Below are 12,656 nucleotides of genomic sequence, written 5' to 3'. Positions count from 1 at the left end.
AAGGCACCGGCCGTCGTCGTCCCCGGAACGGGTGCGGGCGAGCGGGCCCAGATGCCGGGTCAGGGGGCCTGGTAGCCCATCGGGTTGTTCTTCTGCCAGCGCCAGTGGTCCTCGCACATCTGCTCGATGGTGCGGGTGGTGGCCCAGCCGAGGTCCCGGTGGGCGGCCGAGGCGTCGGCCCAGAAGGCCGGGAGGTCGCCGGCGCGGCGGGGCGCGATCTCGTACGGGATCGGCTCGCCGACGGCCTTCTCGAAGGCGTGGTGCATCTCGAGGACGCTCGTGCCCGTGCCGGAGCCGAGGTTCCAGCGGTGCACGCCGTCGTGGTCGCCGAGGTAGTCCAGCGCGGCGGCATGGCCCTCGGCGAGGTCGACGACGTGGATGAAGTCGCGCTGGCACGTCCCGTCCGGGGTGCCGTAGTCGCCGCCGAAGACCATGAGCTTCTCCCGGCGCCCCACCGCGACCTGCGCGATGAACGGGACCAGGTTGTTCGGGATGCCCTGCGGGTCCTCGCCGATGCGGCCGGAGGAGTGCGCCCCCACCGGATTGAAGTAGCGCAGCAGTGCTATGCGCCACGACGGGTCGGAGGCGCCGAGGTCGCTGAGGATGTCCTCGATCTGCTCCTTGGTGCGTCCGTACGGGTTCATGGCGCCGATCTCCATGGACTCCACGTACGGGATGGGGTTGCGGTCGCCGTAGACCGTGGCGGAGGAGGAGAAGACGATGGTGCGCACGCCGCTGCGCTCCATGGCCCGCAGGAGCGCGATGGTGCCGGCGACGTTGTTGAAGTAGTACTCGAGGGGGATCTGGGCCGACTCGCCCACGGCCTTGAGGCCCGCGAAGTGGATCACCGCCTCGGGGGCGTGCTCGGCGAAGACAGCGTCGAGGGCGGCCTCGTCGGTGATGTCCGCCCGGACGAACGCAGCCTCGCGCCCGGCCAGCTCCGCGACGCGCCGGAGGGCCTCCGGGCTCGAGTTGGACAGGTTGTCGACCGCCACCACATCGTGACCGGCCTCGAGGAGGGTCAGGACCGTGTGGGAGCCGATGTAGCCGGTGCCGCCGGTGACGAGGATGCGCATGGTCTCCATCCTATCGAGATCGCCCGCCGGGCCGCGGGCGCACCGTGCCGGCGCCCGCCGCGGCCTGCCGCCCCAGGGGCACAAGTGTGCTAGGAACAGTGGGTGCCCAGAAACGTGGATGCCGGCCTGCGCCGGCAGGAGATTGTGGAGGCGGTCAAGAGGATCGTCGTCGCCGACGGCCTCGGGCGTGTGTCGCTGCGGGAGGTCGCGACCGAGGCAGGCCTTGTCGTCGGCTCCGTGCGGCACTACTTCGGCTCGTCGGCGGAGCTCGCGGCCCACGCCTTCGAGGCGGTCAGCTGCGCCGTGCTCTCGCGGTTCGAGCGAGCCGTCGCCCACCCGGGCGTCGTTGGCGCGGAGGGACTCGTGGCACAGCTGTGCCAGCTCCTCCCACTCGATGAGGCGCGGGCCGTCGACCTGTGCGTGTGGACGGAGTTCAAGCTTGCGGCCCGCACGCGGCCCGAGCTGGAGGCGGCGGCGGAACGGAGCCACCGTGCCCTTGCGGCGGCGCTCGGCCGCGCACTCGTGGACCTGCGTCCCGGGCTCTCCCGGGACGAGCTCGTGCGGGAGGCCGAGCGGCTCCTGGCCACCGTGGAGGGCCTCGGCCTGCACGCGATGCTGCACGGCAGGTGGCTCGACGCGGACCTGTGCACGGACGTCCTCCGGGCGCAGGTCGCCAGCATCGGACTGGCCAGCGCAGGCGCCGCGGGTGCCGCTGCGGGAATACACTGAGAGAAGACCGGCAAGGAAGCGAATAACCCATGCACCACACCGGAGGACCCGGCTGGCGGATCACGATGGACACGTCCGGCCCCATGCTCCTCGCGCTCTACCTCAAGGACCATGCAGGGCTCACCGGTGCCGGGATGCCTCCCGTCGCCCCGGCGCAGCCCCGGGTCCGCGAGGCGGACCACCATCAGCTCATGCAGCACGTGGGCGGCGTCCCGGCCCTCCGGCGTGAGTGGGAGGCCTGGTGGCAGCACCTCATCGAGAACCACCCCGAGATGAGCCCGGCGGTGGAGCCGCCCGGATTCCCCGCCTTCGGCACTGCCCCGGCTTTGCAGCGCTCCCTCCAGGCCCACTTCGGCGCGGCGCTCACCTGGGCGCGCGAGCGGAGGGCCGAGTACGAGCGGCTCGAGAAGGAGCGCGAGGCCAGCGATGCGACCTCGGTGCTGCGCGAGATCGTCGAGGAGCGCCAGCTCGAGGTCGGCCCGTCGGCCAGGGACTTCACCCTCACCATCATCGAGCTTCCGCTCTCCGAGGACCGGGCGTGGCTCGTCAACGCGGACAAGGTCATCATGAGCCAGAGCCTCCTCGCAGACCGCGAGGCGTTCAGGAGCTACCTCACGCCGGTCGTCGAGATCCTCGTCTGAGCCGGTCAGGGGGCGGCGGCGACCGTCACGGTCACGGTGCCCTCGGGCGAGGCGGAGTCGGTCCAGCCCTTGTTCCCGTCGCGGATCCAGCTGTGCCCTGAGTAGTCGACCTGGGTAATCGCCAGCTGCTTGGCGTTGGCCACTGCCCACTGGGCCACCGACCAGCCCTCGGTGCCCTGGGCGCGCACCGTGACGCTCCGGCCGCCGGCCGTGGCGGGCAGCGCGCCGAAGGCCCGCGTGAGCTGCGACTTGACCGCGGAGGGGTCGCCCGCGGCGTCGGGCTTCCGCAGGGTGCAGGTCAGCGCGGCCTGCGACTGGCCCGTCAGGGCCGAGGCGAAGGCGCGGCCCGTGTCCTCGTGCTGGGCGTAGGCCTCGGGGAAGCCGGAACGCTGCACTTTCTGCGCGGCCTCCGTGATGGACAGGTCCTGGTAGCCGCTGATCTTGACCAACCCGTCGTAGAACGCGTTCGTGGCGTACTCGGGGTCCATGATCTGCGCCTCGGTTCCCCAGCCCTGCGAGGGCCGCTGCTGGAAGAGCCCGCGGGAGTCGGGGCCGGCGCTGTCGCCGTAGCTGAGGTTGCGCAGCTTGGACTCCTGCAGCGCCGTCGCGATCGCGATCGTGGCCGCCCGCGGGGGCAGGCCGCGCCGGATCGAGATCGCCGCGATGAGCGAGGCGTTCGCCGTCTGGTCGGTGGCGAGCTGCTGCTGGGCGTCGCCGAGCGGCGCCGTGCAGCCCTCGACGATGGGCTTGTCATTCCGGTTCAGCACGAGCGAGGTGATGTAGATTCCCACGCCGGCCAGGGCGAGGGCCACGAGGACGGTGAGAGCACGCCGCACTCTGCGGGCGTTGGCCATCCTGGGACTCCTTGCTTCGGGCGAGGGGCAGAGGGCGGCCCGGCACCAGGCGCGGGCCGCCCCGGGACGCGGAGAGCGTCAGTTGGCGTGCAGGGCCTCGTTGAGCTCGACCGTCTGGCCGTTGCGGGGGAGCGCCTCGACCTGGCCGGTCGTCGAGTTGCGGCGGAAGAGGAGGTTCGACTGGCCCGAGAGCTCGACGGCCTTCACGACCTTCTCCGCGTTCTCGCCGAAGGCGTCCTTGAACCCGCCGATGCGCACGCGCGTGCCGGCGGTGACGTAGAGGCCGGCCTCGACCACGGAGTCGTCGCCGATCGAGATGCCCACGCCCGAGTTCGCGCCGAGGAGCACCCGCTCGCCGAGCGCAATCCGCTCCCGGCCGCCGCCCGAGAGCGTGCCCATGATGGAGGCGCCGCCGCCCACGTCCGTGCCGTCGCCCACCACGACGCCGGCGGAGATGCGGCCCTCGACCATGGAGGTGCCGAGGGTGCCGGCGTTGAAGTTGACGAAGCCCTCGTGCATGACCGTGGTCCCCTCGGCGAGGTGCGCGCCGAGGCGCACGCGGTCGGCGTCGGCGATCCGGACCCCGGAGGGCACGACGTAGTCGACCATGCGCGGGAACTTGTCCACGCCGAAGACGGTGACCGCGCCGCGGCGCCGCAGCCGCGCGCGGGTGGCCTCGAAGCCCGTCGGGTGGCAGGGGCCGAAGTTGGTCCACACGACGTTGGGCAGCTTGCCGAACAGGCCGTCGAGGTTGACGGTGTTCGGGCGCACGAGCCGGTGGGAGAGGAGGTGCAGGCGGAGGTAGGCGTCCGCGGTGTCGGCCGGGGCCCGGTCGAGGTCGATCTGGACGAAGACCACCTTGGTCTGCGTGCCCCGGTCGGCGTCGGACCCGTTCTCCGCCGCGTCCACGAGCTCGGCCGGCGCGGCGTCGACGACGGCGTCGTCCGCGAGGTGCTCGGCGGCCTCGCCGAGGGCGGGGGCAGGGAACCACACGTCGAGGACGGTGGCCTCGTCGGCTCCGGTCGCAGAGGGTGCCACGTGGATGGTGGCGAGGCCGAAGCCGTGGGCGGCGCGGGGGGCGGCAGGGGTCTCAGTCATGGTTCCCAGTCTATCGGCGGGCGCGCCGCCGATCCGCACGAGCGCAGGGCGCCAGAACTATGCTGGGCGGGTGACTTCACCAGCCCCCGCGGACCTTGACCTGACGCAGGACGTCGCCCTCCTCACCGCTGCGCTTCTCGATGTCAGGAGCGTCTCCGGCGAGGAGACGGCCCTCGCGGACGAGATCGAGCGTGCCCTGCGCGCGCAGACGTCGCTGTCCGTCACGCGCGACGGCGATGCCATCGTCGCCCGTTCGGCGCTCGGTCGGAGCGAGCGGGTCATACTCGCCGGCCACATCGACACTGTCCCGCTCCCCACCGTGGACGGCGCGCGGGGGACTGTTCCGTCGTCGTGGGACGGCGAGCCGGGGGAGGGGACGCTGTGGGGCCGCGGCGCGACGGACATGAAGGGCGGCGTCGCCGTCCAGCTCGCCCTCGCCGCCCGTCTGTTCCCCGCGGCCCCCGCGTACGACGCCGGCACCTCGCCTGCCGCCCCGACGTCGCCGGCTCGGGACGTCACCTTCGTGTTCTACGACCACGAGGAGGTCGAGGCGGCCAAGAGCGGCCTGGGACGGCTCGCGGCACACCACCCGGACCTGCTGGCCGGCGACTTCGCGATCCTGCTCGAGCCCACCAACGGGACGGTGGAGGGTGGCTGCAACGGCACGCTGCGGGTCGAGGCGACCACCGTCGGGGAGGCCGCCCACTCGGCGCGGGCCTGGATGGGCCACAATGCCATCCACGCCGCGGCGCCCATCCTGGCCCGCCTGGCCGACTACTCCCCGGAGACCGTGACGGTCGACGGCCTCGAGTACCGGGAGGGCCTCAACGCGGTGGGCATCTCCGGGGGGACGGCCGGGAACGTCATCCCCGACCGGTGCACCGTCACCATCAACTACCGCTTCGCGCCGGACAAGGGGCTCGAGGAGGCGGAGGCTGTGGTGCGCCGTCTCCTGGAGGGCTTCGAGGTGGTCCGCACGGACGGTGCCCCCGGTGCCAGGCCCGGGCTGAACCACCCGGCCGCCGCGGCGTTCGTCGCCGTCGTGGGCCGGGATCCGCTGCCCAAGTACGGGTGGACGGACGTGGCGAGGTTCTCCGAGCTCGGCGTGCCGGCGGTCAACTTCGGCCCCGGTGACGCGCTCCTGGCCCACAAGGACGACGAACGGGTCGAGGCGGCGGCCGTCCGGGAGTGCCTCGCGTCGCTGGAGGCCTGGCTCCGCGCTTAAAGCCGTCTGGGAGTCACCTCCTGGGAGTCATCTCCAGCGGGTGGACCCGCAGGATGTGACTCCCAGAAGGTGACTCCCAGAAGGGGAGCTGGTCAGATGGCCGCGGCGTCCTGGGCTGCGGCCATGGCGGCACCCTTGCGGCCGCCCGACACGCGCTGGCTCCTCCGCAGGCGGCTCTCCGCCAGCTTCGCGAGGCCGGAGAGGATCAGGCACATTCCCACGTACAGCACCCCTGCCACGATCGCCGCGGGGACGATCGGCGAGCCGTACTGTGCCTGCGAGCCGAAGTACTTGGCCTGGAACAGGATCTCGTTGTAGGTGACGATGAACCCCAGGGCAGTGTCCTTCAGCGTCACGACGAGCTGGGAGATGATCACCGGCAGCATCGAGCGCACGGCCTGCGGCAGCAGGATCGACTGCATCACCTGGGACTTGCGCATGCCGATCGCGAAACCGGCCTCGCGCTGCCCCTTGGGGAGGGCCTCGATCCCGGCGCGGAACACCTCCGCGAGGACGGAGCCGTTGTAGAGGATCAGGGCCACGACCACGGCCACGAACGGCGGCCAGTTCACGCCGAAGAGCGGCGGGAGCCCGTAGTAGATCATCATCATGAGGATCAGCACCGGGATGGCGCGGAACAGTTCGGTGAACCAGTGGAACGGGCGGGACACCCACGGACGGTCCGAGAGCCGGCCGATCGCCAGGACCATGCCGAGCACGAGGCTCCCGACTGCGGCCACCGCGAACGCGGAAAGGGTCGCGCCGACGGCGTTGAGGAGGGTCTGCTGGACGAGCGGGAAGCTGAAGATCTTCCACTTCGCCGCGCTGAACTGGCCGGTCTCCGCGAACCGCAGCACGATGAAGCCGAGGATTGCGAGGATCACGAGCGTGCCCACGACACCGAGCACGAGGTGGCGGGTGCGGGCCTTGCGGCCGGGGGCGTCGTAGAGGACGGAGCTCATCGGGCCACCTTCCACTTCTTCTCGAAGTAGCGCTGGAGCTGGGCGAGGATCAGGACGAGGATCACGAAGAACAGGGCGACCCAGAGGAGGCCCTCCATGGCGGGGTAGCCGCGCTCGGAGAGGTTCGCGCGGATCGCGCCGGCCTCGGCGACCGAGAAGCCGGCAGCGACGGTCGTGTTCTTCAGGAGCGCGATGAGCACGCTGAAGAGCGGCGGCAGCACCGAGCGGAACGCCTGGGGCAGGATCACGAGCGTGAGGGTCTGCGTGAACGGCAGGCCGATGGCGCGCGCGGCCTCGGCCTGGCCCACGGGGACGGTGTTGATGCCCGAGCGGAGCACCTCGGCCACGTAGGTCGCGGTGTACAGGCTCAAGCCGATCGTCGCGGCGGTCATGAAGTCGATCTCGGGGAGGCCGAGCTTCGGGTACCCGAGCGCGAAGAAGAAGAGCACGAGGGTCAGCGGCGTATTGCGGACCACGTTGACGTAGAGGGTCCCGAAGGCCCGCAGGGCCGGCACGGGGGAGACGCGCATGGCGCCCACGATCGTCCCCAGGATCAGGGCGAACAGGCCGGAGACCAGGAACAGGATGATCGTGTTCTTGAACCCGGTCGTGAAGAGGTCGAGATTGTCGAAGAGGGTGCTCACGGCAGCCTTCGCTTTCTAGCCGAAACGGCGGTGGGCGGGGCGTTGAACGCCCCGCCCACCGTGCCTGTCAGTAGTTGTCGACGGCGGGCTGCTCGACCTTCGTGCCCGACTTGCCGAGCGTCGAGTCGTAGATCTTCTGCCACGTGTCCTTGCCGTTGGTCAGCGTGTTGTTGAAGAACTTCCGCAGGGCCGTGTCGCCCTTCGGCAGGCCGATGCCGTACTTCTCGGTCGTGAACGGCTGACCGACCACCTTGAGGGTGTCCGGCTCCTGGGCGGCGTAGCCGAGGAGGATGGCCTGGTCGGTCGTGACGGCGTCCGTCTGGCCGTTCTTGAGGGCCTCGACGCACTGCGAGTACGTGTCGAACTCGGTGGTCTTGGTCTGCGGGAAGTTCGCCTTGATGTTCTGGATCGGCGTCGAGCCGGTCGCGGAGCAGACGTTCTTGCCGGCGAGGTCCTTCTCGCTGTTGATCGTCGTGTTGTCCTTCTTCACGAGGAGGCCCTGGCCGGTGATGAAGTACGGCCCGGCGAAGTCGACCTGCTGCTTGCGCTTGTCCGTGATGGAGTACGTGCCGACGTAGAAGTTGATGTCGCCGTTCTGGATGGCGGACTCGCGGTTGGCGGACGGGATCGGCTTGAACTCGATCTTGTCGGTGCCGTAGCCGAGCGAGGCGGCCATCCACTTGGCGATCTCGATGTCGAAGCCGCTGTACTCGCCGGTGGCCGCGTCCTTGAACCCGAGCCCGGGCTGGTCCTGCTTCACGCCGATCGTCACCTTGCCGGCCGACTTGATCTTGTCGAACGTCGGGCTGCCGGTGAGGGAGACGTTGGAGGCGACGGTGTACGGGGCGGCCGACTCCGAAGAGCCCCCGCCGGATCCGCCGGATCCACCGGATCCGCCACAGGCGGACAGGGTGAGTGCGAGGGCCGCCGTTGCAGCGGTCAGCACGGCCTTCTTGGTGCGGAAGAGTGCCATGGTAGAGCGTTCCTTTCTTCACGGGCCGTCGTGGCCCGGGTGCAAAGCGGAAGGTGATGGAAGGTCAGTGGGTGAGCAGCTTGGAGAGGAAGTCCTTCGCGCGGCTGCTCTGCGGGTTCGTGAAGAACTCCTCGGGCTTGGCCTGCTCGACGATCTGGCCGTCCGCCATGAAGACGACGCGGTCCGCTGCCTTGCGCGCGAACCCCATCTCGTGGGTCACGACGATCATCGTCATGCCCTCCTTGGCGAGCTGCACCATGACGTCGAGGACCTCGTTGATCATCTCGGGGTCCAGCGCCGAGGTGGGCTCGTCGAACAGCATGACCTTGGGCTTCATCGCCAGGGCCCGCGCGATCGCCACGCGCTGCTGCTGCCCGCCGGAGAGCTGGGCCGGCAGCTTCGGGGCCTGGTGCCCCACGCCGACCCGCTCGAGGAGGGCCATGGCTTCCCGCTCGGCGGTCGCCTTGTCCACGCCCTTGACCTTGATCGGGCCGAGGGTGACGTTCTCGAGGATCGTCTTGTGGGCGAAGAGGTTGAAGGACTGGAACACCATGCCGACGTCGGCCCGCAGCCGCGCGAGTTCCTTGCCTTCCTCGGGGAGCTTCTTGCCGTCGATCGAGATTTCGCCGGCCTCGATCGTCTCGAGGCGGTTGATCGCCCGGCACAGCGTCGACTTGCCCGAGCCGGAGGGGCCGATCACCACGACGACCTCGCCCTTGCTGACGTCCAGGTTGATGTCCTGGAGCACATGGAGCTGGCCGTAATGCTTGTTCACGCCCTTGACAGAGACGAGCGGGGTCGCCGATGTGTCGGTAGTCATAGGGAAAATCTAGCGGAGATTGCCGGGTGCGGCGCGACGGCCCGTGGGGGCATGCCTGAATCGTGATTGAAGCGAGACTAGCCTTGGGTGCATGAGCACCGAATCCCAGCCGGGCAGCGAGCCGGACGCCCCGCAGACCCCGGCACGCAACGGAGCCCACGTCCCGTGGCGGCGGAAGGGCCCGATCGAGCTGCGCAGGCGCCAGACGCAGCAGGGCACCGCGGACCAGCACCTCCTCGACACGAAGGGCGCGGGACGGTTCGTCCACACCGACCCGTGGCGCGTCATGAGGATCCAGAGCGAGTTCGTGGAGGGATTCGGCGCCCTCGCGGAGCTCGGGCCCGCGGTGAGCGTGTTCGGCTCCGCCCGGACCAAGCCCGGCACGGCCTACTACGAGACCGGCGTGGCCATCGGGCGCCTGCTCGCCGAGTCGGGCGTCGCCGTCATCACGGGCGGCGGCCCCGGGTCGATGGAAGCGGCGAACCGCGGGGCGGTGGAGGGCTCGGGAACGTCCGTGGGGCTCGGCATCGAGCTGCCCTTCGAGACCGGGCTCAACTCGTGGGTCGACCTCGGGGTCAACTTCCGCTACTTCTTCGCCCGCAAGACGATGTTCGTCAAGTACGCCCACGGGTTCATCGTCCTCCCTGGCGGCCTCGGCACCCTCGACGAGCTCTTCGAGGCCATGGTGCTCGTCCAGACGGGCAAGGTCACGCAGTTCCCGATCGTCCTGGTGGGCTCCGACTTCTGGAACCCGCTCGTGGACTGGATCCGTGCCACCCTCGTGGGCGAGGGGATGATCTCCGAGTCCGATCTCGACCTCATTGCTGTCGTGGACGACCCCGAGACCGCGGTGGACCACGTCCTCCGGGGCCTGGGCGCTGTCGAGCGGCGCGGCGGCATGTTCGGCAACGCGGATCCCGACCTCGACGAGGATCCGGACATCGAGGGCACGGCGGAGGGCGCGTGAGCTTCTTCCTCGTCTTCGTCGCGATCGTGCTGGCCGGCGGCCTCGCGTGGTTCGCGGTCGACGTCGGCCGCGCCGCCTCGGGGCGGCGCGGCGGCACCGCGGCACCGGCACCCCGCGGCCTCGAGGAGCCCCCCACCGGGCTGGCGCCGGTCTACCTGCCCGAGTATCCCAACCCGGAGGACGTGGACGCCGTCCGCTTCGCGCTCGCCTTCCGGGGGTACCGCATGGACCAGGTCGACGAGGTGCTCGCCCGGCTGCGTGACCGCATCGGGGTGCAGGCCGCGCTCATCCATGCGCTCAGCGAGCAGCTCAAGTCCGCGAAGGAGTCCCGCGGTGATGACTGACGCGGTCGCGGGCGTCGAGGAGAGCCGGGACACGGGCGGGACGAGCGCCGTGCACCGGGCCCTGGCCGCGTTCGCACGGTCCGGCGCCTCCCGCTTCCTGGCGCTGCCGTGGTGGGTCCAGGTCGTGTCGGTCTACGCGGTCAGCCGCGTGGTCAGCTTCTGCATCATCTCGGCCGCCGCGCTCCAGCAGGGCCACAACCCCTGGTTCCCGGCGCAGCCGGACTACTGGCACTTCGTGCAGATCTGGGACTCGGAGTGGTACGGCCGGATCGTCAAGAACGGCTACCCGTCCACGCTCCCGCACACGCCCACCGGCGCCGTGAAGGAGAACGCGTGGGCGTTCTACCCGGTGTACCCGCTGGTCGTCCGCGCGCTCAGCGCCGTCTCGGGCATGCCGTGGCAGGCCTGGGCGCAGATCGTTGCCCTCGTCGCCGGGTTCGCCGCCGCCCTGGTCCTCTACCGGCTGTTCCGGCTCCGCGCCGGCCACGACACTGCGCTGTGGGGCGTGGCCTTCGTGGCGTTCTTCCCGGTGTCGGCCATCCTGCAGATCCCTTATGCGGAGTCGCTCGGGCTGCTGTTCCTCGCCTGGGCGCTGCTCTGGGTCGTCGAGCGCCGCTATCTGGCCGCCATGCCCGTCGTCGCGGCCATGGCGCTCACCAGACCGGTTGGCGTGCCGTTCGCGCTCATGCTCGCCGGAGTCTTCGTAGTGCGTCTCGCGCGCCGCCGGGTGGACCGGACGACGCCGGGCGAGCTGGCACGGCTGGCGGCCCTCACCGTGGTCGGAGGTGCTGCGGCCGCGGCGTGGCCGGCGATCGCGTGGGCCGTGACCGGGGTGCCCGACGCGTACACGACCACGGAGGCGGTCTGGCGGGGCCAGGACCTCGTGCCGTTCCTGCCGTGGTTCGGCACGGGCCAGTACCTGTTCGGGCCGGTGATGGGCCTCGTCGCCCCGTTCGTGCTCGTGGCGGTGATGGCCCTCTACCTCACGAGCGCCCACGTGCGCCGGGTCGGCCTCGAGATGCAGCTGTGGTGCGGGGCCTACATCGCCTACCTGCTGGCGTTCCTCTATCCCCAGACGAGCACGTTCCGGATGATGCTGCCGCTCGTCCCGCTGGCGCTGGCAGCAGCGGGGCTCTCCCGGTCCCGTGCCTACCGCTGGACCGCGCTCGTGATGTTCGTGCTGCTGCAGATCGTCTGGGTGGTGTGGCTGTGGGTGTGGTTCCCGCTCCCGAGCGGCGGCGACTGGGCGCCGTAGGGCGCCACGCGATCGGCACGCCCGTTCCGGTCGCTCCGGGGCGGGAGGCACGCCGGCTGGTAATGTTGTCAGCAGCACATCGTGCGGATGACCGACTGGAGGGGAAGAGCACATGGCAGCCATGAAACCGCGTACCGGGGACGGGCCGATGGAGGTCACCAAGGAGGGCCGGAGCCTGATCATGCGGGTGCCCCTCGAGGGCGGCGGTCGGCTGGTCGTCGAGCTCAATGCCGACGAGGCCGCGGAGCTGCGGGAGTGCCTCGTCGGCGTCACCCAGTAGCGTCGGCGCACGGCCGAGGAGCGTTCGAGGGCCGGTCCCAGGGGACCGGCCCTTTGTCATGCCCGGCGCGCGGCGACGATGAGGCCGTCACCGGTGGGCAGGATCGCTGCGGTGAGCCGATCGTCCGAGCGGAGGGCGCGGTGCAGCTCGCGCAGGCGCACCGTGGTGGGCTCGCGGTGGGCGGGATTGGAGACGCGGTCGCGGTCGAGGGCGTCGTTGACGATCAGCAGGCCCCCGGGCCGCAGGAGCCGGATGCCCTGCTCTGCGTACGGGAGCGCGTTCGGCTTGTCGGCGTCGATGAAGACGAGGTCGTAGGCCCCGTCGGTGAGGCGGGGGAGGACCGCGGAGGCGCGGCCCGGAATGGTGCGCACCCGACTCGTGAGCAGGCCCGCCTCCGCGAAGGCCTCCCGGGCGGCCTTCAGGTGCTCCACATCCCTGTCGATGGTCGTGAACACCGCGTGCGGCGCCAGGCCGCGGAGGATGCACAGCCCCGAGACGCCGGCGCCCGAGCCGACCTCCACCGCCGCATGCGCCTTCGACGACGCCGCGAGCACCGTCAGCACCGCGCCGACCCCGGCGCTCACCGCCGTCACGCCCAGTTCGTAGGAGCGCTCCCGGGCCCGGTCCATCACGATGTCCTCGGACGCGAACGCCTCGGTGTAGGACCAGCTGGTGGACTTGTCGGAGGTCATGCCTGCTTTCGCCTCAGTTTCGCTTCACGCGGGATACCGCGGTGATGGGGGAGCTGGTCAAGCCTATCGCCCCCCGGACCTGTACGCTGGCGGCGG

15 protein-coding genes are annotated in these 12,656 nt (G+C 70.7%); 7 read left to right on the top strand and 8 right to left on the bottom strand.

From position 1 onward, the window contains the following. Window positions 1–59: 59 nt before the first annotated feature. Entirely contained in the window at window positions 60–1,076 is a 1,017-nt protein-coding gene (galE, locus tag J2W20_RS01900; RefSeq protein ID WP_307004077.1) for a UDP-glucose 4-epimerase GalE, read from the bottom strand. 102 nt (window positions 1,077–1,178) lie between these two features. On the opposite strand from galE, the gene J2W20_RS01895 reads away from it, so the two are divergent. Further along, complete coding sequence (locus J2W20_RS01895; protein ID WP_307004075.1) at window positions 1,179–1,805, top strand: TetR/AcrR family transcriptional regulator; 627 nt, start codon at window positions 1,179–1,181, stop codon at window positions 1,803–1,805. A 29-nt stretch (window positions 1,806–1,834) separates the two neighbouring features. After that, window positions 1,835–2,446 carry a hypothetical protein gene (locus J2W20_RS01890; protein WP_307004073.1) on the top strand — a complete coding sequence of 204 codons (612 nt, stop codon included), beginning with the start codon at window positions 1,835–1,837 and terminating at the stop codon, window positions 2,444–2,446. A gap of 5 nt (window positions 2,447–2,451) precedes the next feature. Here the strand turns inward: J2W20_RS01890 and J2W20_RS01885 are convergent, their stop codons facing one another. Both J2W20_RS01885 and dapD read right to left on the bottom strand, forming a co-directional pair. Then, window positions 2,452–3,300, bottom strand: coding sequence for a hypothetical protein (locus J2W20_RS01885; protein ID WP_307004071.1), 849 nt, complete (start codon window positions 3,298–3,300; stop codon window positions 2,452–2,454). A gap of 78 nt (window positions 3,301–3,378) precedes the next feature. Beyond that, entirely contained in the window at window positions 3,379–4,398 is a 1,020-nt protein-coding gene (dapD, locus tag J2W20_RS01880) for a 2,3,4,5-tetrahydropyridine-2,6-dicarboxylate N-succinyltransferase (RefSeq protein WP_307004070.1), read from the bottom strand. A gap of 70 nt (window positions 4,399–4,468) precedes the next feature. On the opposite strand from dapD, the gene dapE reads away from it, so the two are divergent. Then, complete coding sequence (gene dapE, locus J2W20_RS01875) at window positions 4,469–5,623, top strand: succinyl-diaminopimelate desuccinylase (protein ID WP_307004068.1); 1,155 nt, start codon at window positions 4,469–4,471, stop codon at window positions 5,621–5,623. A 92-nt stretch (window positions 5,624–5,715) separates the two neighbouring features. Here dapE and J2W20_RS01870 read toward each other — a convergent pair whose 3' ends face one another. The 4 genes from J2W20_RS01870 to J2W20_RS01855 all read right to left on the bottom strand — a co-directional run bounded on the left by J2W20_RS01870 (window position 5,716) and on the right by J2W20_RS01855 (window position 9,022). After that, the gene (locus tag J2W20_RS01870) at window positions 5,716–6,585 is read right to left on the bottom strand and encodes an amino acid ABC transporter permease (protein WP_307004066.1); all 870 of its coding nucleotides are present in this window, start codon (window positions 6,583–6,585) and stop codon (window positions 5,716–5,718) included. Then, entirely contained in the window at window positions 6,582–7,229 is a 648-nt protein-coding gene (locus tag J2W20_RS01865; protein WP_307004064.1) for an amino acid ABC transporter permease, read from the bottom strand. Before J2W20_RS01865 ends, J2W20_RS01870 begins: the two co-directional genes overlap by 4 nt. Before the next feature lie 67 nt (window positions 7,230–7,296). Continuing rightward, window positions 7,297–8,202 (bottom strand): glutamate ABC transporter substrate-binding protein, encoded by a 906-nt coding sequence (locus J2W20_RS01860; protein WP_307004062.1) that lies wholly within the window; start codon window positions 8,200–8,202, stop codon window positions 7,297–7,299. 64 nt (window positions 8,203–8,266) lie between these two features. Continuing rightward, window positions 8,267–9,022 (bottom strand): amino acid ABC transporter ATP-binding protein, encoded by a 756-nt coding sequence (locus tag J2W20_RS01855; protein WP_307004060.1) that lies wholly within the window; start codon window positions 9,020–9,022, stop codon window positions 8,267–8,269. A gap of 91 nt (window positions 9,023–9,113) precedes the next feature. Between J2W20_RS01855 and J2W20_RS01850 the strand changes: the two genes are divergently transcribed. The 4 genes from J2W20_RS01850 (at window position 9,114) to J2W20_RS01835 (ending at window position 11,868) form a co-directional block, all read left to right on the top strand. Continuing rightward, complete coding sequence (locus J2W20_RS01850; RefSeq protein WP_307004058.1) at window positions 9,114–9,989, top strand: LOG family protein; 876 nt, start codon at window positions 9,114–9,116, stop codon at window positions 9,987–9,989. Continuing rightward, a complete protein-coding gene (locus J2W20_RS01845; RefSeq protein ID WP_307004057.1) occupies window positions 9,986–10,333 on the top strand; it encodes a DivIVA domain-containing protein in 348 nt (115 codons plus the stop codon). The genes J2W20_RS01850 and J2W20_RS01845 overlap by 4 nt, the downstream gene beginning before the upstream one ends. Next, window positions 10,326–11,588, top strand: coding sequence for a hypothetical protein (locus J2W20_RS01840; RefSeq protein WP_307004055.1), 1,263 nt, complete (start codon window positions 10,326–10,328; stop codon window positions 11,586–11,588). The genes J2W20_RS01845 and J2W20_RS01840 overlap by 8 nt, the downstream gene beginning before the upstream one ends. Window positions 11,589–11,700: 112 nt before the next feature. Then, complete coding sequence (locus J2W20_RS01835; RefSeq protein ID WP_084249520.1) at window positions 11,701–11,868, top strand: DUF3117 domain-containing protein; 168 nt, start codon at window positions 11,701–11,703, stop codon at window positions 11,866–11,868. Between the two features lie 56 nt (window positions 11,869–11,924). On the opposite strand, the gene J2W20_RS01830 is transcribed toward J2W20_RS01835, so the two are convergent. Continuing rightward, entirely contained in the window at window positions 11,925–12,560 is a 636-nt protein-coding gene (locus tag J2W20_RS01830; protein WP_307004053.1) for an O-methyltransferase, read from the bottom strand. Window positions 12,561–12,656: the final 96 nt, after the last annotated feature.

The sequence above is a fragment of the Sinomonas atrocyanea genome (assembly GCF_030812675.1).
In the GTDB taxonomy this organism is placed as follows: domain Bacteria; phylum Actinomycetota; class Actinomycetes; order Actinomycetales; family Micrococcaceae; genus Sinomonas; species Sinomonas atrocyanea_B.
The sequence above is the reverse complement of the archived record's forward strand: the minus strand, read 5'-3'. Positions and strand labels throughout refer to the sequence as shown.